Source organism: Collinsella sp. SGI.241 (assembly GCF_050312955.1).
In the GTDB taxonomy this organism is placed as follows: domain Bacteria; phylum Actinomycetota; class Coriobacteriia; order Coriobacteriales; family Coriobacteriaceae; genus Collinsella.
Genome location: NZ_JBNPKM010000002.1, coordinates 53,738 through 71,546, shown reverse-complemented (window position 1 = coordinate 71,546; position 17,809 = coordinate 53,738). Strand labels below are relative to the sequence as shown.

Annotated in this window: 14 protein-coding genes; 13 read left to right on the top strand and 1 reads right to left on the bottom strand. The window is 61.6% G+C overall.

What is annotated here, in order from left to right; translation table 11 throughout:
* Nucleotides 1-53 precede the first annotated feature (53 nt).
* The 8 genes from trhA to ACQQ92_RS01245 all read left to right on the top strand — a co-directional run bounded on the left by trhA (nucleotide 54) and on the right by ACQQ92_RS01245 (nucleotide 9,273).
* Complete coding sequence (gene trhA, locus ACQQ92_RS01280; RefSeq protein ID WP_427727240.1) at nucleotides 54-737, top strand: PAQR family membrane homeostasis protein TrhA; 684 nt, start codon at nucleotides 54-56, stop codon at nucleotides 735-737.
* A gap of 114 nt (nucleotides 738-851) precedes the next feature.
* Complete coding sequence (locus ACQQ92_RS01275; RefSeq protein ID WP_427727243.1) at nucleotides 852-2,240, top strand: hemolysin family protein; 1,389 nt, start codon at nucleotides 852-854, stop codon at nucleotides 2,238-2,240.
* Between the two features lie 9 nt (nucleotides 2,241-2,249).
* Nucleotides 2,250-3,077 (top strand): cyanophycin synthetase family protein, encoded by an 828-nt coding sequence (locus ACQQ92_RS01270; protein ID WP_427727246.1) that lies wholly within the window; start codon nucleotides 2,250-2,252, stop codon nucleotides 3,075-3,077.
* Between the two features lie 136 nt (nucleotides 3,078-3,213).
* Nucleotides 3,214-3,603, top strand: coding sequence for a YtxH domain-containing protein (locus ACQQ92_RS01265; protein WP_427727249.1), 390 nt, complete (start codon nucleotides 3,214-3,216; stop codon nucleotides 3,601-3,603).
* A complete protein-coding gene (locus ACQQ92_RS01260; protein ID WP_427795582.1) occupies nucleotides 3,603-4,358 on the top strand; it encodes a PRC-barrel domain containing protein in 756 nt (251 codons plus the stop codon). The genes ACQQ92_RS01265 and ACQQ92_RS01260 overlap by 1 nt, the downstream gene beginning before the upstream one ends.
* Nucleotides 4,359-4,430: 72 nt before the next feature.
* Entirely contained in the window at nucleotides 4,431-5,837 is a 1,407-nt protein-coding gene (locus ACQQ92_RS01255; RefSeq protein ID WP_427795581.1) for a polysaccharide deacetylase family protein, read from the top strand.
* A gap of 320 nt (nucleotides 5,838-6,157) precedes the next feature.
* Nucleotides 6,158-8,002 carry a magnesium transporter gene (locus tag ACQQ92_RS01250; protein ID WP_427795580.1) on the top strand — a complete coding sequence of 615 codons (1,845 nt, stop codon included), beginning with the start codon at nucleotides 6,158-6,160 and terminating at the stop codon, nucleotides 8,000-8,002.
* A gap of 74 nt (nucleotides 8,003-8,076) precedes the next feature.
* Complete coding sequence (locus ACQQ92_RS01245) at nucleotides 8,077-9,273, top strand: Nramp family divalent metal transporter (protein ID WP_427795629.1); 1,197 nt, start codon at nucleotides 8,077-8,079, stop codon at nucleotides 9,271-9,273.
* 189 nt (nucleotides 9,274-9,462) lie between these two features.
* Here the strand turns inward: ACQQ92_RS01245 and ACQQ92_RS01240 are convergent, their stop codons facing one another.
* On the bottom strand, nucleotides 9,463-11,655 hold the full coding sequence (locus ACQQ92_RS01240) for an acyltransferase family protein (protein ID WP_427795579.1): 2,193 nt from the start codon (nucleotides 11,653-11,655) through the stop codon (nucleotides 9,463-9,465).
* A 186-nt stretch (nucleotides 11,656-11,841) separates the two neighbouring features.
* On the opposite strand from ACQQ92_RS01240, the gene ACQQ92_RS01235 reads away from it, so the two are divergent.
* The 5 genes from ACQQ92_RS01235 to ACQQ92_RS01215 all read left to right on the top strand — a co-directional run bounded on the left by ACQQ92_RS01235 (nucleotide 11,842) and on the right by ACQQ92_RS01215 (nucleotide 17,807).
* On the top strand, nucleotides 11,842-12,837 hold the full coding sequence (locus tag ACQQ92_RS01235) for a ribokinase (protein ID WP_427795578.1): 996 nt from the start codon (nucleotides 11,842-11,844) through the stop codon (nucleotides 12,835-12,837).
* Nucleotides 12,838-12,841: 4 nt separating this feature from the next.
* Nucleotides 12,842-13,816, top strand: coding sequence for a nucleoside hydrolase (locus tag ACQQ92_RS01230; RefSeq protein ID WP_427795351.1), 975 nt, complete (start codon nucleotides 12,842-12,844; stop codon nucleotides 13,814-13,816).
* Between the two features lie 242 nt (nucleotides 13,817-14,058).
* Nucleotides 14,059-14,973, top strand: a complete 915-nt coding sequence (locus ACQQ92_RS01225) for an ROK family protein (RefSeq protein ID WP_427747625.1) — start codon at nucleotides 14,059-14,061, stop codon at nucleotides 14,971-14,973.
* Between the two features lie 167 nt (nucleotides 14,974-15,140).
* Complete coding sequence (locus ACQQ92_RS01220) at nucleotides 15,141-16,151, top strand: LacI family DNA-binding transcriptional regulator (protein WP_055252157.1); 1,011 nt, start codon at nucleotides 15,141-15,143, stop codon at nucleotides 16,149-16,151.
* 255 nt (nucleotides 16,152-16,406) lie between these two features.
* Entirely contained in the window at nucleotides 16,407-17,807 is a 1,401-nt protein-coding gene (locus tag ACQQ92_RS01215; protein WP_427747626.1) for an L-fucose/L-arabinose isomerase family protein, read from the top strand.
* Nucleotides 17,808-17,809 lie beyond the last annotated feature (2 nt).

Below are 17,809 nucleotides of genomic sequence, written 5' to 3'. Positions count from 1 at the left end.
CCAGACGCTTTGATATAGTGTTGAGAACTATTTACTTGGAGGATGTAACCGGCATGTCCGATTCGAGCGACAGTTCTAAGCCGCGACCCAAGGCCGCGGCCGTTCCACACTACACGGTGGGTGAGGAGATCATGAACTCCGTCACCCATGGTGTCGGTTGCCTGCTGGGCATCGCGGGCCTGGTGCTCCTGATCGTATTTGCCGCTCTTCGCGGCGGAGGCCCGGCTCACATGGCCGCGGCGATTGTCTATGGCGTCAGCATTATCCTCGAATACCTAGCCTCTACGCTCTACCACGCGATTCAGCCCGCACGCGCCAAGCGCGTGTTTCGCATCATCGACCACAGCTGCATCTACCTGCTCATAGCCGGCAGCTATACGCCGTTTTGCCTCATCACGCTCGCAAACGACGGCGGCCCTATGCTGTTCTTTGCCGTATGGGCCATCGCCATTATCGGCATCGCCCTCGAGTGCTTTATGCGCGAGCGTCAACCGCACTGGGTAAGCGGCCTGGTCTACCTGCTGATGGGCTGGCTCGTCGTCTTTAAGCTGTCCGAGCTCGTGTCGCTGCTCAACCCCGTGGCACTTGCCCTGCTCGCTGTCGGCGGCGTGTGCTACACCGTGGGCGTGCCGTTCTACATCGCTAAAAACGTGCGCTACCTGCACAGTGTGTTTCACTTGTGGGTGCTCGCCGGCAGTATCTTCCAGTTCATGGCGGTGATCCTCTTCGTAATCTAGCGATCACGTCTGTGCCTGCGGACCCATCCAAGCGGCCGCCGGACGCAACTGCCCTATCCGTTATCTACGCTTACTACCTAACGTCCCGAATCTTGGAGGTTCGAGAAACTCCCGATGGACATAACCATCTCCCTTATCACCACCCTCGTTTTGACCCTCATCAACGGCTACTTCTCTATGTCCGAGATGGCGCTCACCACGGCAAAGCGCGCCGTGCTGGAGCACGAGGCCGAGGAAGGCGACAAACGCGCCGAGCGCGCCGTTAAGCTGGCTGCCGACTCCGACCAGCTGCTCGCCACCATCCAGGTCGCCATCACGCTCGTGGGCTTTGCCTCGTCCGCCGTCGCCTCGACGAGCCTGTCCGACCCGCTCGCCACGTGGCTCATGAGCTTTGGCATCGCGCCGCTCTCTGCCATCGCGCGCGGACTGGCGCCGGTCATCATCACCGTTGCGGTCGCCTTCGTGTCCATCGTGATTGGCGAGCTTGTGCCCAAGCGCATTGGTCTGGCCAATGCCGAAGGCGTGTCCAAGCAGGTCGTGGGGCCGCTGTCGTTTTTCCAAAAGATCGCCCGTCCGCTCGTGTGGCTGACTGGTGCTTGCTCCGATGGTCTGGCCCGCATCCTGCGCATCAAGAGCGCCGACGATCGCCAAAACGTCTCGGAGGAAGAGATTAAGTACATGGTCTCGGAGCAGGACGACCTGCTCGACGAGGAAAAGCGTATGATCCACGAGATCTTCGACCTGGGCGATACCGTTGCCCGCGAGGTCATGGTGCCGCGCGTGGACACCACCATGTGCGAGGACGACGAGACGGTCGCCGACGTGCTGTCCACTATGCGCCAGACCGGCTTTAGCCGCATCCCCGTCTATCACGAAGATCCCGACAACGTGGCGGGCATCGCGCACATCAAGGACCTGATTCAGCCCTCGCTCGACGGCGAGGGCGACCAGCCCATCGCCGGTTATTTGCGCGATGCCACCTTTGTGCCCGACACCAAGGACATCCTGCCGCTGCTGTCCGAGATGCAGACTTCGCACGACCAGATCGTGGTGGTCGTGGACGAGTACGGCGGCACGGCCGGCATCATTACCATCGAGGACATCGTCGAGGAGATCGTGGGCGAGATCGAGGATGAGTTCGACCCCGACAACAAGTACCTCACGCGTCTTTCGCGCCGTGAGTGGCTCGTCGATGGGCGTTTTTCGTGCGATGATGCGATTGAGCTTGGTTGGCCGCTCGAGGAAAGCGATGATTATGAGACCATCGCCGGCTGGATTTTGGAACTTTGCGACTCGGTGCCCGACATCGGAGAGGTGTTTGAGGTTGCAGGGTACAAGTTCAAGGTGCAGTCGATGCGTGGCCAGCGCATCTCGCTTATTCGCGTGATCGCTCCGGACGAAACCGATAAGAAGGATTCCGAGTCCTCGGCAGATAAGCCGGCGGCGCCGGGCGCGGGCTCTGCGGGCCCGCACGACGGCGACGAGTGGGGCAAGGAAGAGTAGGGGAGAGTTATGGCAGGCCTGTTCAACATCCTTAAGGTCACCGTCAGCGAGGACAAGATTTGCGCGCATGTGCTGGTGAACCCCGGCATGCCGCTCATGACCTCGGAGGACATCGAGGCCACGGCGCGCGTGTATTACCTGGTGCCCGCGATTGCCAAGCACCTGTGCCTAGGCGATTCCGGTCGTGAATTCCAGGACTGCATGGGCCAGACCGAGCTTTGCCATCTGCTGGAGCACGTGACAGTGGAGCTCATGAACGAGACCGGTCTCGCCGGCAGCATTTCGTGCGGCCGTACCCGCGTAAGCGAGCACGATGAGCGTGTCTTTGAGGTTGAGCTTTCATGCCCCGATGACGCGCTGGCCATCGGCGCGCTGTCTTCGGCGACCTTTATGATGGACTGGGCCTATCTGCACGCCGACCAGCCTGCCCCTGACGTGGAGGGCACGGTCGCGGGCCTGCGCAACCTGGTGCTGGGTATGCGCGCCGAGGCCGAGGGCAAGGATCCGCACGAGGCCATCGCCGCCGCAAACGCCGAGGACGGGGCCGAAGGCGAGGCTCCTGCCGATTCCGAACCCGGCGTCGAGGCAGCTGCTGAGGAAGCCGTCGAGTCCGAGCCCGCGGAGCCCCAGGGTGTCCCGAGCTTTGACGATGAGCCGCAGGAGGCAATCGATACCGAGGGCGCGACCGCCGAGAGCCACGAGGCCCCCGCTGCCGTCTACGGTGGCGCGGCGACGGTTCCGGCAGGCCCCGCACAGGAAGGTGCGCTTCCGCTCGTTGATGGCGCCGGCGAGGACCCGGCGGCCACGGTGGCCATGCCTGCCATGCCGCAGGAGTAGGCTCACTCGCTTATCACTATCATGTACCTGCGCTTTTACCGTACGCAGATGTGCGCGACGGCAAGTGTTGCGCTGCGGGTATAATGGACAGCATTTAAACGGTGGGCATCGAGGTGCCCGCAGGAGAGGAATGATCATGGGAAAGACTTTCAGCTTTGTCTCCGGTGCGCTCTTTGGCGCTGCCGCCGGCGCTATCATCGGCGTTGCTCTGGCCCCGCGCTCGGGTGCCGAGACCCGTGCCATGGCCGCCGATATCGCCAACGATGCCTGGGACAACATGCGCGACACCTACGAGCACGGTGCCGAGGAGGCTCGTGCCGCGGTCAACGACTTTGGTCCGATGGTCGACGCCAAGACCGATGACCTGCGCGCCAAGGTCGACCTGGCCCGCGAGCGCATGGACCAGCTTCGCGAGCAGCTCAACGACGCCATCTCGGGCGGCAACGTGACGCCCGCTGCCGACGTCGTGGTCGAGAACGTCACTGAGGCCGGCACCGAGGCCACGGAGCCCTCGACCGAGGCATAATGCGCGCAGGGGATTTTGTTGGCGTCAAGGTTTATCGTAAGCCTGCCGAAGACAAGCGCACCAAAAAGGACGGCACGCCGCGCAGCCCCAAAAAGCTCGGCAAGATTCACTTTCCGGTCTTTACCCCGGGCGGTACGCGCGTGGTGGGCTTTATGGTTCGCCAGTCCGATATCGCGGGCATGATCGAGCGCCCCGATCGATTTGTGGCGCTCGATGCCATCGGCGTCTATGAGGGTGCTGTTGCGGTCGACGACGTCAAGGGCACCTACGATGCCGCCGCGGCCAAGCGCCTCGATATCAACCTGGACGATTGCATCATCTGGGTTGGCATGGACGTGCGCACGGAATCGGGCGATGTCGTGGGCTACTGCTCGGACGTTGAGTTCAAGCCGCGTTCGGGTATCGTGCAGACGTTCTACGTGACCGCCGGCACTGCCTCGAGTGTGCTGGTGGGCGACACACTGATGCCGCCGACGATGCTGCGCGGCTACGAGAACGGCGCGATGATTGTCTCGGACGAGGTCAAGTCGCTCGGGTATTCGGGCGGCGCGGCCGCCAAGGCTGCCGAGGCCAGTGTCGTGGTGGGCGATAAGGTCAAGAAGGGCGCCAAGGTGCTCGATGACAAGGGATCGGCCGCCGTGGACAAGGGCAGTCGCGCACTGGGCAAGCAGCTCGGCAAGACGCGCGGTATGTTCAAGGCCTTTAAGGACGAATATCAAAAGGCGAGCGGGGGCTCGTCAAAAGCTAGCAAATAGCGACGTACCAAATGACGGGGGGCGAGCCGGAGACATGTTGCTCCGGCTCGCTGTGTTTATGGGGGAGGGCACATGCGCCAAAACGGATCTAACTTAAACGGGCGCTCGGGTGCGCGTCCGACGGCGCGACGCGACCTGGGGCAGCTGCCCAGCGGTCAGCGTCGACGTCGCCGTAAACCCGGCGCGATGTACCTCAACCATAGCCGTGGGTTTAGCGATCGCAGCGCGCGCATCGGCAACGGGCGCTCACCGCGCCGACCGTCCCGCCTGCCCTATGCGCTCATCGCTGTCGGCTGTGCGCTCGTGCTGTTTATCGCTGCCGTCGTGGGCTATGTCAATCGCAGCGTGGACATTGTGCTCAATGGGGAGCAGGCTTCGGTGCGCGTGGGCTCCACGCTGCAGAACCTTATCGATGATCAAGGCCTGACCGACACCTACGATGCCGGCGACTTGTTGGCTGTCGACGATAGCGTGCTTACCCGCCGTGGCGGCGAAAAGCTGTCGGTGAAGGTGGACGGCAAACGGGTGAAGCAGGGCAAGTGGAATAGCCGCGAGCTAACGGGCGGCGAGAAAGTGACGGTCAAAGACGGCCGCGACACGTACGAGAAGCACGAGGTCCAGGTCACGACCATTGAGCCCAAGTTGAAGGTCGAGGGCACGGGCGCTATCGAATACGTTAAAACCTGGGGCGTTCGGGGCCGCTCCGAGGTATGGGTCGGCGAGCAGTCGGGCAAGACGCAGGACCGCGGCGAGGTCGTGCCCGCCACCGACTGTGTAGTCGAGTGCGCGAGCGTAGCGCCCAAGGGCAACGAAAAGTACGTGGCCCTGACATTTGACGAGGGTCCGAGCGGCGCGACCAAGCAGGTCTTGCAGGTGCTCAAGGAAAAGGGCGTCACGGCGACGTTCTTCCTTTCGGGCGATGCTGCGGAAGCCTCGCCCGCTACTGCCAAAGCGATTGTCGATGCCGGATGCGAGATCGGCTCCAACAGCTACAGCGATGATTCGCTCAAGGGCAAGGATCGTGAGGCGGTGCGCAAGCAGATCACGAAGGGCACCGAGGCGATTAAGTCGGCGACCGGCGTCGAGACGATGTTGCTGCGTGCTCCCTACGCCGCGTTTGACGAGCAAAACTGGATCGATGCGATGGACCTGGTGTCTGCCGTGGTCTCGTGGAATGTCGATTCGGGCGACTGGCTGCTCAACGGCGCCGACGAACAGGTTTCGACAGTGCTCGAATCGGTGACTCCGGGCAACATTGTTTTGTTCACCGATAGCGACGAGTGCTCCGAACAGACGCTCGAAGCGCTGCCGCAGATCATCGATGGCCTTGTCGCCAAGGGCTACAAGATCGTGACGCTGAGCGATTTGGTTAAGACGGATACGTCGCTGAGCAAAAAACTCACCTCGCTAACGAAGACTTCCATGCCCAAGAACGCCGTGTTTCCCCAGCTCGCCGAAGAAAACGACACCACAGACTAGTCACGGGGGACGTTTTTAAACGACTATGTCACGGATGCGTCAGCGTTTGGTATGCCTGCGATGTTTGGAGCATAAATTTGGCGTCACGGCGCGATGCTGATGCTATAGTTACTGCGGATAACAAGGGTCAAGAGAAAGGTTGCAGGTGAAATCCAAACCTCGACCATACAGTCGATGACCCCTTGCAGGTGCTTCTTGCGCATGCACGGGGTGTGAGCGCCGAGCGGTGTGCCGCCCGCGCATGCGTATACATATCTAAAAGTCCACGGATGGCGTGCCGGCATGGCCACGGTCCGAAGGAATAATGATGGGGAGCACCAGTGAATTATCTGAGTGAGATGCTCAAGCTGCCGGTCTTGGACGTCGATGGCGAAAAGCTCGGCGTTGTGAACGATTTTGGCATTGCTACCGGCGAAGTTTTTCCGCACGTGACGTCGCTCGCGTTCCGCGGTCCCGGCAAGACGCCGTTTATGATCAGCTGGCGAAAATGGGTCGACCGTATCGACGAGACGGGCGTATACCTTAAGACGTCGGCCACCGAAATCCGTTTTTCGTACCTGCAGCCGACCGAACTCCTGCTCGCGCGCGACGTGCTCAATAAACAAATCGTCGACACGCAGGGCATGAAGGTCGTGCGCGTAAACGACATCAAGTTTTCCATGTCGGGCGAAAATCAGCTGCGCCTGCTGGGTGCCGAAGTCGGTGCCCGCGGTCTGCTGCGCGCAATCAGCCCCGCTCTTGAACATGTCGTCGAGGGCTTTATGAAGCACCTGGGCAAACCGCTCGGCGAGGACATCATCGCCTGGTCCTACATGGACCTGCTCGATCGATCGACTAAGAACATCCAGCTGTCGGTGTCGCATAAGACGCTCGGCGAGCTGCATCCTGCCGACATTGCCGACATTATCGAGCAGCTCGATCCTCGCCTACGCGCGCAGGTGTTCGCGCAGCTCGACACCGCCCAGGCCGCCGAGGCCATCTCGGAGTTCGATGACGACGAGCTCATGACCGAGATGCTCGAGGGCCTGTCCGACACGGATGCGTCGTCGATGCTGGCCATGATGGACCCGGACGACGCCGCCGACCTGATCGACGAGCTCGATTACGAGAAGGCCGAGAAGCTCCTGCGCCTGATGGGCGTTCAGGAGGAGAAGGCGATTCGTAACCTGCTGGGCTATGAGGAAAACACTGCCGGCCGCATTATGACCTCGGAGTTTGTCTCCCTGCCTGCCACGGCGACGGTCGGTGACGCCATCGAGGCGATCCGCAAGCTCGACGAGGATTTCGAAAGCGTCTACTACGTCTATACCGAGGATCCGAGCGGTATGCTGACCGGCGTGCTCTCGCTGCGCACGTTGATCGTGGCCGACCGCGACGCCACGCTGGGCCAGCTGGCCTACCGCGACCTGGTTTATGTATCGCCCGACGAGGACCAGGAAGACGTAACGGACGAGATGACCAAGTACGACCTGGTCGCCATCCCCGTCTGCGATGAGAACCGCCACATCTTGGGCATTGTGACCTTCGACGACGCCATGGACGTTATCGCCGAGGAGCACCAGGAGGACCTGCAGATCGCAGGCGTCGGCTCGGGCGACAGCGCGTCCGACGACTCGACGAATGTGCTCAGCTGGTTTGTGCATCGCCAGTACTGGGTTGTCGTGTGGGGCATTGCCTCGTGCATCATGGCGGCAGTGCTGGGGACGGCGCTGGGCTCCGCACATCTGGTGGTGTTCCCCATGTGCGCCATGCCGCTCGTGCTGCTGGCTGCCTCGCGTATGGTGTCGTTCGTCAAGAACTACTTCCTGGAGTACGACGGCCATGACGATGAACCCAAGCCGTATCTGGGATTCTTCTTCCAGAGCACGGGCATGGGCCTGATCCTGTCGCTCGTGACCTACCTGTGCGCTCAGCTGGTGCGCACCACGGCGTTCCCCGACGCGCCCATGCTTGAGGAGCAGCTCTTTACCGGCTGCTTTAACATCGCGGCCATCGTCTGCCTGATTGGCAACATGAGCGCTGTGATTTACCTGATGGTGCTGTTCTGGCGCGACGAGCACGACCTCAATACGTCGGGTACCGCCATGAACGTCATTGCCGTCATGATCTCGTGCGTGGCGTACTGTGCCGCTGCGGTGCTGCACACCATGTCGGTCATGGGTTAGGTGGTCGCGTGCAAAATAGCAAGCAAAAGCAGGGCACCAAGCAAAAGCTGACCATCGCGGCCATCTTTGGTGCCATGGGTCCTGGCCTTCTGGCGGCGCTTTCGGGCAATGACGCCGGCGGCATCGCCACGTATTCCAGCGCCGGTGCCAGCTATGGTTACAAGATGCTCTGGATGCTTCCCGTCATGACCGTGCTGCTCATCGTGACGCAGGAGACCGCGGCGCGTTGCGGCTGCGTGACGGGCAAGGGCCTGGCCTCGCTCATTCGCGAGCGCTTTGGCGTGCGCAAGAGCGTGCTGGCCATGGCGGCGCTGCTGATTGCCAACACAGCCGTGACCATTTCGGAGTTTGCGGGTATCGCGAGCGGCCTTGCCCTCTTTGGCGTGCCGGCGAGCATCTCGGTGCCGCTTGTGGCGCTGATGGTTTGGATGCTTACCATGTCGGGTAGCTTCCAGCGCATCGAGAAGATTCTGTTGCTGGTGAGCTGCGTGTTTGTGACCTACATTGTCGCTGCAATTATGGCTGGTCCCAGTTGGGGCGAGGTGGCGGTCGATCTGGTTGTACCCAACATTCAAAATGACCCCAGCTACGTGTCGCTTGTGGTCGCGACGATCGGTACCACCATCGCGCCCTGGATGATTTTCTTGGCACAGAACAACGTGGTCGATAAGAATGCGGGCGAGGACGATATCGTGTTGCAGCGCATCGATACCGTGAGCGGCTCGATTGCCGCCGATGTCATTGCCGGTTTTATTATCATCACGACCGGTACGGTATTGTTCCCCGCGGGCATTCAGATTAGCGATGCTGCAGACGCTGCCCGCGCGCTGGAGCCCATTGCGGGCCAGTGGTCCACGGTGCTGTTTGCCTCGGGCCTGGTTGCGGCGAGCTTCTTGGCCGCCTGTGTGCTGCCGGGCGTTACGTCCAGCGCTATCTGCGAGGCGTTTGGCTGGGAACGCGGTGCCGATCGCAGCTGGGACGAGGCCCCGGTCTATCGCGGCATCATTACGGCAATCAGTGGCATTTCTGCCGTGCTGGTGCTCATGCCCGGCGTCGACCTGTTCCAGATTATGATGACCTCGCAGGTCATCAACGGCGTGTTGCTGCCCGTGGTTCTGGTGTTCCAGGTGGTTATTGCCGCCGATCGACACATTATGGGCGCCAACCGCAACGGCCGTGTGTGGAATGTGCTCACTTGGGCGACTATCGGCGTTATTACGGTGCTGACGGTCGTTATGTTTGTTCTGCAAGCGATGGGCTACAGCGCGTAGCACCTCTCTTGGACTCTAAACAGGCCGCCGCCATGGGCTGTGGCCTGTTTTTGTCTGCTATAGGGTGCTAGTTATATACCGATGTGCAGCTATAAAGCCGCCTCTGGGGTGAATTAACAGCCCAGAGGCGGCTTTGTAAGTCGCGGAAGTGGTCCCAAGTGCCGGATTGTAAGCAGATTTGGCGGTGCGTTACTTGTCGGTGCCTAGCTTGTGCGGTTTGTAGGCGAGGGCGTTGACGAGTGCCTCGGCAGCGGATTTGACAGCCGCCGGCTGCGGATCGTTAACGTGGTCCTCGGGGTGCACGGGTAGGTCCTTCTTGACGGCATCGTGGATGAGCTTAAGGTACTCGGTCACGCCGGTAGTCGACAGGTGTGTGCCGTCGCCATCGAACAGGTCGTTGCGATTTGTGCTGTATCCGTACCAGTCGATAACGCGTACATTCTTGTAGCGCGTAGCGGCGTTGGCGATGGCCTGGTTCGTGGACCCGACCCACGGCTGCGGGCTACGCGTGTTTACAAACACGACAATACGCTGATTACCGGCGTCGGCCATGATCGCGTCGACCTGGGCGTCCGTTACCAAACCGTTGGTGCCCAGGGCAAAGACCACGATCTTGCCGGCAAGGTTCTGCTGGATATAGCCCTCAAATGTCGCGCGGCCCGCATCAAACTGGCGGCCCTTTTCGGCATCGATGTGGCTGTGCGGGAACACGCCGTCAAAGGCATCGACGGCGCGCAGGGACACGGAGTCGCCAATCATTAGCAGGTCGTAGGCTCCGTCGGGGAAGCCGTCGTCATCTTTGTCGGTGTCATCGGCCGCCCGCTGATCTTGAGGCTTTGCATTTTTGGCCTCCTTGTTTAGGATTTCGGCGCCCTCGCCGCTCAGTGCGGATGTGTCGGGCACAAAGACCAGGCCGCCCAGCGCCACAACAAGCGCGACGGCGCAAACGGCGCAGGTGGGGACATGTGCGCGCATCCAGCCGGCGGGCGTGGTGGTGCCGTCGCGGAGCTCGGCAACGGTGCGCCCAAAAGCGCCCTTCCTAAACGGCGTTTCGATAAAGCGATAGGAGCACTCGGCCACGGCGACCACCAACAACACCTGCAAAATGTAGTGCCACCAGGGCGTGTCGTTAATGTTGGCGACCGGGTTCATGAGGAGCAGCAGCGGATAATGCCACAGGTAGATGCTGTAGGAGCGCTTGCCGATCCATACGAGCGGCTCGGCGGCCAAGGCCCGTGCGACCATGCCCTGGGGCTGCACACATGCCGCGATAACCATCAGTGTGAGGATGGAGCACAGCAGCGTGCCGCCGCGATACTGAAACGCGGTATAGCCGTTGGTGAGCGCGACCATGGCGGCGAGTCCGACCAGGCCAACGACGCCCATCAAATCGATGGATGCGGGGGAGGACCAAAAGCGTGCGAGCTCACTTGGCTTTGTCGTGGCGGCCTCGGCGGTGTCGCTCTTTGACTTGCCGTGCTTGGCGGCGCCGGCCAGTCGGTCGAGCCCCAGATGGCGGACAAGGCGCGCAGGCGCCAGGTCGCGGTCGGGGATAAAGGCCATCCAGGCGCCCAGCAGCAACGAGAACACGCGGGTGTCGGTGCCGTAGTACACGCGGCTGGGGTCGGTGGCGGGGTTGTAGAGCACCATCATGGCGAGGGCGGATACCGCGGCAAGGCCCAGGACCACGCGGCGCGTGTTGGGCTTGCTCATGTGCACCGACACCATGGCGAGCAGCAGCGGCGGCCAAATAAGATAGAACTGTTCCTCGATGGCAAGCGACCAAAAGTGCGTGAGCGGCGAGGGGTCGCCCAGGGCGTTAAAGTACGAAACGTCCTGCATGATCTGCCACCAGTTATTAAAGAACAGCAGCGACGGCAGGATGTCGGGGCGCATCTTGGTGAGCATCACATGGTTAAAGACAGTGCACAGTGCGCAGGTCACCACCACGACGGTTACCACGGCGGGGAACAGGCGACGGATGCGGCGGATCCAGAAGCTCTTGAGATCGATACGACCGGTCTTTGCGATTTCGTTGAGGAGCAGGCGCGTGATCAAGTATCCCGAGAGCACAAAGAAGATCGTGACGCCGAGCAGGCCGCCCTGAGCCCACGTGAGGTTGAGGTGATAGAGCACCACCGCGACAACGGCGAGCGTGCGAAGGCCGTCGAGGGCGGGGATGTAGCGAGATTTGGGACGCGTGGGCGCCTGTTCTTTTGCGGCGCTGTCGGTGCGGGCGCCCTTGTTGGCGGGCGAGCGATGGGAGCCTGCAGCGCGGCGCGGCTCGGTGGTTTGGCGGTTAGTGCGCGAACGTTCGTGCGGCGCTTGTTGATCGCTCGCATGGCGTGAGCTGCGCGAGCTCGATCGCGGGAATTGATCCATAAAACATCATCCAATGACGAGAATAATCAGCACGCTTTCATTGTAGCCGCCTACTCCTGTGAATGCTTGCTGCTGGCGTAAGCTCAAGCGCGCGTCCACATCAAAGTGAACTAAAGTTATAGAGGTGCGAGAGCGCACGATTGACGGCCGACAGCGGGTGCGGGGCCCGCGGACGAGGAGGTTTTCATGGCAGATTGCGGCATCGTTGCGGTGTTTGGCAGCATGAACATGGACCTTTCGGTGGCGTGCGAGCGCATGCCGCGTGCGGGCGAGACCGTCGGCGGCAGCGGGTTTATCACCAACGCCGGCGGCAAGGGCGCCAATCAGGCCGTAGCAGCTGCGCGCATGGGCGCGCGCACGCGCATGATCGGCGCGGTCGGCCGCGACGCGTTTGGCTCGTCGCTCGTGGCGGGGCTCCAAGATGCTGGCGTGGACTGTGACTTTGTGGCGTGTCGCGACGATGTGGAGACGGGAACGGCGACCATCATTCGCTGTGAGGGCGATAACCGCATCGTACTGTCGCCGGGCGCCAACCATGCACTTGCGGGCGAGGACGTTGCCCGCGCGCTGAGGCGCCTGGTGGCCGATGAGCTCGACGGCGACGCCAGCGAGATTGCCCCGGCTGCCGGAAGCGTCTTTATCGCCCAGGGCGAATGTGACCTTGTGGCGACTGTCGAGGCGCTTTTCTGCGCTCACGAGCAGGGGTTTTATACGGTCTTTAATCCAGCGCCAGCCTGCGAGTTGCCTGCGGAGGTCTGGCCTGCAGTCGACCTGGTCTGTCCCAACGAGACTGAGTGCCAGGTACTGACGGGCATCTTGCCTGCAGACGATGCGAGCTGCGTCGCGGCGATCAACGCCTTGCTCGCCAAGGGTGCCGGCGCCGCGGTCATCACGCTGGGCGGCGCCGGCTCGGTTACGCTCGGCGACGACGGCGAGCTGCTGCGCATGCCGGCGCTTTCGAGCTCGGTGGTCGATACGACGGCTGCGGGCGATACATTTATCGGTGCGCTTGCCGCGGCTCGTCTGGAGGGCCTGCCGCTCTTTGAGTGCATGGCCGCGGGTGCTCGCGCCTCGGCAGTGACGGTGTCGCGCCTGGGCGCGCAGCAGTCGATTCCCACGCGTGCCGAAGTTGAGCGCGTGTTTGGTTTAGACGATTTAGTACAAGACGGAGAAGCGGAGTAGAACAATGGCAACCAAGAAGCTGATCCTTGATCTGGATATGGGTGTGGACGATGCGATGGCGCTTGCCTATGCCATCGCGAGCCCCGAGGTTGAGCTCGTGGGCATTACCACGTGTTTTGGCAACGTGCGCGTCGACCAGTCGGCGCGCAACTGCCTGGCGGTGCTTGACCTGTTGGGCCGTCCCGAGGTGCCGGTGTACCTGGGTGCTGACCGTCCTCTGCAGGCGACTGAGCCCTATACGCCGCCGGCGTCCACCGTACTCATTCACGGCAAGAATGGCATCGGCGGCGCGAGCGTGCCCGCGTCGCCCTACGAGCCGGTGGGGGCGACGTCGGCCGATGGCAACGCTGCAGTCGATTATCTAATCGATGCCGCGCGCACCTATGGTCCCGATCTGGTCTACGTAGCGACCGGCCCGCTCTCCAACCTGGCGCTTGCCCTGGAGCGCGATGCGGCGGCGGTGATGTCTATCGGCCGCGTGGTGGTGATGGGCGGCGCCCTGACCGTGCCCGGCAACGTGAGCGCGGGTGCCGAGGCCAACATGGCAAGCGATCCCGAGGCGGCCGATGCCGTGCTGCGCTCGGGCCGCAAGCTCACTATGGTGGGCCTGGACGTGACGCATCGCGTGGTGCTCACGCGTCGCGACATTGCCGGATGGACGGGCTCGGGCACCATGGCGGGCTGTGCGTTTGCGAGCATGGTCGAGCACTACATTGGCTCGTACGAGATGAACGCACCCTACCTGGGTGGTTGTGCGCTGCACGATCCGCTGGCCGTCGCCGTGGCGATCGACCCCACGCTCGTGGGTGCGCTCGGCTGCAATCTGCGTGTTGATCTGCTGGGCGAGTATCGCGGCCGCACCATTTGCGACGAGCATCGCCTGTCCGATCCGGACAAGAGTGCACTTGTGGCGCTGACCGTGGATGCCCCGCGCTTCCTGTCCGAGTTCAAGACGCGCATGGCTCACGTTTTGGGCTAAGTAGTCTTTTTGGGACGGGGCTTTTTTAACTACTTGGGGAGCTAAAAGTTGCTAAAAGCCCCGCCCCAAATGAGCGCATAATTGCGTAATATATAGAACTAGCTGCTGTAAACGGATTAAACACCGTTTACAGCCTAAAAGCGACCGTTAACCAAATACTTGGCCTTGTCTGGAATTGTCTGTGTTTGCATGGACGGGATGGTCTGCCGATATTGACGTATCGGTGCAGAATCGGAGGCAGCATGAAAGAGTATTTTGGCATTGACGTGGGCGGCACGGCAGTTAAGTGGGCTGTGCTGGGCGAGGATTTTTCCATTCGCGAGCGGGGAAGCCTGCCGACTGATTTTGCTACGGCAGACGAAGCGGTCGAGGCCTTGGCCGGTCTTGTCGAGCCGTATCGTGACCGCGTGTCCGCCGTGGGCGTAAGTGCGCCCGGCGGCATCTATGAGGATGACGCAGACGGCACCATCCATCGCGGCGGCGCGCTCACCTACATGGACGGCTGTCCGCTGGGAAAGCTGCTGCGCGAGCGGTTTGACATGCCGGTGTCTGTTAACAACGACGGAAAATGCTGTGCGCTCGGCGAGTACGCGGCGGGCGCCCTCCGTGGATGCCGCATTGGCGTCGTGCTTGCTATCGGTACCGGTATTGGCGGCGGTATTGTCATCAACGGACACGTGCTTCGCGGCGCACATGGCTTTGCGGGCGAGTTTAGCTTCCTGCGCAACGATGTGACGCAGCCTGCGTCGGGCGGCAGGATGTTTGCCGGCACAGGCGGCTGGCGTGCGCTGCGCGATCTCGTCGTGGCCGAGAAAGGTCTGCCCGCCGATGGAACGGTGGACGGCCGTCGCGTTTTTGAGTGGATCGAGGCCGGCGATACGGCGGCGCAGTGCGCGCTTGACTGCTATGCGCGCACGTTCGATGCCATGCTCGTAAACCTTCAGGCGGTGCTCGACCCCGAGGTGTTTGTGATCGCGGGCGGCATTTCTTGCCACCCCGAGCTCATCGATGCGCTTCGCGATCAGATGCCCGCAGCTCTTGCGGGCTATGAGGGCTTTCTTGCCGGCATCCCTGCGCCGCAGGTCAGGGCGGCCGAGCTCGGTAACGATGCTAACCTGTATGGTGCCGTGCAAGAAGCCATGCGCCTTTGCGAATAGCTACCGAGTAAATGTGCCCGTTGGGGGAATAGTCGTGCCACTTCGCTTGACAACAGGCTAAACTAGCTCATAAACATTTACTATTCTGTTTAGATTGAATTTGCGGTCGTTTAGTTGTCGAGTCATCAAGTTGCGATGCTCCGCCACGGCCGTTGCTAGGGGGAACAATGGCCAAAGCAAGTGTTCGCGAGATCAGCCGCATCACCGGTTTTTCGCCTGCGACCGTGTCCAACGCGCTCAACCGCAAGCGCAGCGTGAGTGAAGAGACCGCCAAGGTCATCCTGGAGTGCGCGCAATCGCTTGGCTATCAGCAGTCGACGCAGCTCGAGAGCATTCAGTTTGTGCTCGCGCGCAAGACGGGCGCCATTCTGGACGAGAGCACCTTCCATCCCGCGGTCATCGAGGGCGTGGAGCGCCAGGCGCGTCGTCACGGCATGAGCACGAGCTTTGTCTCGCTCGACTTTAGCGACTTGGACGCCGTGCGTCCGCAGGTCGAGGGCCTGATCGCCGATCCGTCCGCCGCTATCGTGCTGATGGGTACCGAGCTGGGCGAGGAAGACTACGCCCTGTTTGCCAACGCTGCCGCCCACCTGATCGTGCTCGATGGCTGGAGCGATCGTCAGTACTTCGATGCCGTGGTCATTGCCAACACCGACTCGGTGCTGCGCGCCGTGGATTACCTTATCGAGAAGGGTCACAAGCAAATCGGCTATCTGGCAGGCGACCTTCGCATCCGCAACTTTAAGGATCGCGAGCGCGGCTATCGCCAAGCGCTTGAGGACGCAGACCTTGAGGCCAACCCGACATGGCGCGTTACGCTGGGCACCACGCTCGAGGGCGCCTATCGCGACATGGGCGCATGGCTCGACAGCGTCTCGCGCGACGACCTGCCGACGGCTTTCTTTGCCGAAAACGACGTGCTCGCCGTGGGTGCCATGCGCGCGCTCAACGAGCACGGTATTCGCGTGCCCGAGGATGTCTCGATCATCGGCTTTGACGATCTGTCTTTGGGCGCCTTCTCCAACCCGCCGCTCACCACGGTGCACGTTCCCAAGCACGAGGTGGGCGAGATCGCGGTGCGCCGCCTGGTGGGCAACATCCGCAATCCCAAGAGCTATACCTGCAAGACAGCCGTATCGACCTATTTTGTCGAGCGTCAGAGCGTGCGTGAGATCTAGGCAAAGGCAACGCCGGGCCGCAGGGCGGCAAAGCTCGCTAAGGCAGAAAAATAACGTCATCCAAAAGGGGTCCTTCGGGGCCCTCTTTTTGTTGCCCTTGTATGTTCAGTTTGTTTACATACCGTTTAGGCTGATTTCTCTACCGCCCACGAGTATTTCGCGTTAAACTTCTAAACACTGGAGTAAAAATTTAGTAAACAGAACAAAACGAAACATGCGTCTGTTTACTGAACATGTGATTAGGGGAGGACGTACATGGACAAGATCAAGCTCGGTTTTGTGCCCACGCGCCGCAGTATCTTTAGCGCGCCGGACGCAATCAAGTATCGCGGCCTGACGGCTGATCGCCTGCGTGAGATCGGCGTCGACATCGTGGATATCGACGACATCAATGACGAGGGCCTGCTGTTCGACGACAGCCACATTGAGCCTATCGTCAAGAAGTTCCGCGCCGAGGGCGTCGATGGCATTATGCTGTGCCACGCCAACTTTGGCACCGAGTACGTTTGCGCTCGCCTTGCCCGCGAGCTCGGCCTACCCGTGCTGCTGTGGGGCCCGCGCGACGAGCGCCCCGAGCCCGACGGCACCCGCCTGCGCGATAGCCAGTGCGGCCTGTTCGCCACCGGCAAAGTATTGCGCCGCTTCCAGGTTCCCTTCACCTACATGACCAACTGCCGCCTGACCGATCCCGAGTTCGAGCGCGGCGTTTGGGACTTCTTGGCCGTGTGCAACGTGGTCAAGACCTTCAAGCACACCCGCATCCTGCAGATGGCCACCCGTCCGTTCGACTTCTGGTCGACCATGTGCAACGAGGGCGAGCTGCTCGAGAAGTTCAACATCCAGCTTTCGCCCATTCCCATGACCGAGCTTGTCCAGGCCGTGCGCGACGCCCAGGCCGACGAGCAGGCCATGGCTACCATGCTTGCCCACATCAACGACAGCTTTGAGATCTGCATCCCCGAGGATAAGGTTCCCGCGGTCGCCGGTCTTGCCATCGCCATGAAGCGCCTGGTCGAGAAGTACGGTTGCAACGCCGGCGCCATTCAGTGCTGGAACGCTCTGCAGGACGAGCTGGGCATTATGCCCTGCGCTGCCAACGCCATCCTCAACGAGATGGGCATTCCTATCGTATGCGAGACCGATATCCACGGCGCCATCACCGCGCTGATGGTCGAGGCCGCCGACCTGGGCCGTCACCGCGGCATGTTCGCCGACTGGACCGTGCGCCATCCCGACAATGAGAACGGCGAGCTGCTGCAGCATTGTGGCCCCTGGCCCTGCAGCTGCGCGGCCGTCAAGCCCAAGCTCACCTACCCGCTGGCTTTCGATCACCCCGGTGCGCTGACGGCCGAGGCCAAGCACGGCGATCTCACCCTTGCCCGCTTTGACGGCGACAACGGCGAGTACTCGCTGCTGCTGGGCAACGCTCGCGGCATCGACGGCCCGGCTGGCATGGGCACCTATCTGTGGGTCGAGGTCGACAACCTCAAGCGCCTCGAGGCCAAAATCGTCGAGGGTCCCTACATCCACCACTGCGTCGCTATTCACGCCAACGTGGTGCCGGTGCTCTACGAGGCGTGCAAGTACCTCGGTATTGCCCCCGACCTGTACGACCCCATCGAAGAAGACGTTAAAGCCTACCTGCGAGGAGAGTAGAA

What these genes read in the sequence shown, in the direction of transcription:
- ACQQ92_RS01255 (WP_427795581.1), top strand. Translation starts at nt 4,431, where the DNA reads ATGCGCCAAAACGGATCTAACTTAAACGGGCGCTCGGGTGCGCGTCCG.
- ACQQ92_RS01275 (WP_427727243.1), top strand. Translation starts at nt 852, where the DNA reads ATGGACATAACCATCTCCCTTATCACCACCCTCGTTTTGACCCTCATC.
- ACQQ92_RS01230 (WP_427795351.1), top strand. Translation starts at nt 12,842, where the DNA reads ATGGCAACCAAGAAGCTGATCCTTGATCTGGATATGGGTGTGGACGAT.
- ACQQ92_RS01220 (WP_055252157.1), top strand. Translation starts at nt 15,141, where the DNA reads ATGGCCAAAGCAAGTGTTCGCGAGATCAGCCGCATCACCGGTTTTTCG.
- ACQQ92_RS01215 (WP_427747626.1), top strand. Translation starts at nt 16,407, where the DNA reads ATGGACAAGATCAAGCTCGGTTTTGTGCCCACGCGCCGCAGTATCTTT.
- ACQQ92_RS01270 (WP_427727246.1), top strand. Translation starts at nt 2,250, where the DNA reads ATGGCAGGCCTGTTCAACATCCTTAAGGTCACCGTCAGCGAGGACAAG.
- ACQQ92_RS01225 (WP_427747625.1), top strand. Translation starts at nt 14,059, where the DNA reads ATGAAAGAGTATTTTGGCATTGACGTGGGCGGCACGGCAGTTAAGTGG.
- ACQQ92_RS01240 (WP_427795579.1), bottom strand. Translation starts at nt 11,655, where the DNA reads ATGGATCAATTCCCGCGATCGAGCTCGCGCAGCTCACGCCATGCGAGC.
- trhA (WP_427727240.1), top strand. Translation starts at nt 54, where the DNA reads ATGTCCGATTCGAGCGACAGTTCTAAGCCGCGACCCAAGGCCGCGGCC.
- ACQQ92_RS01265 (WP_427727249.1), top strand. Translation starts at nt 3,214, where the DNA reads ATGGGAAAGACTTTCAGCTTTGTCTCCGGTGCGCTCTTTGGCGCTGCC.
- ACQQ92_RS01260 (WP_427795582.1), top strand. Translation starts at nt 3,603, where the DNA reads ATGCGCGCAGGGGATTTTGTTGGCGTCAAGGTTTATCGTAAGCCTGCC.
- ACQQ92_RS01245 (WP_427795629.1), top strand. Translation starts at nt 8,077, where the DNA reads ATGGGTCCTGGCCTTCTGGCGGCGCTTTCGGGCAATGACGCCGGCGGC.
- ACQQ92_RS01235 (WP_427795578.1), top strand. Translation starts at nt 11,842, where the DNA reads ATGGCAGATTGCGGCATCGTTGCGGTGTTTGGCAGCATGAACATGGAC.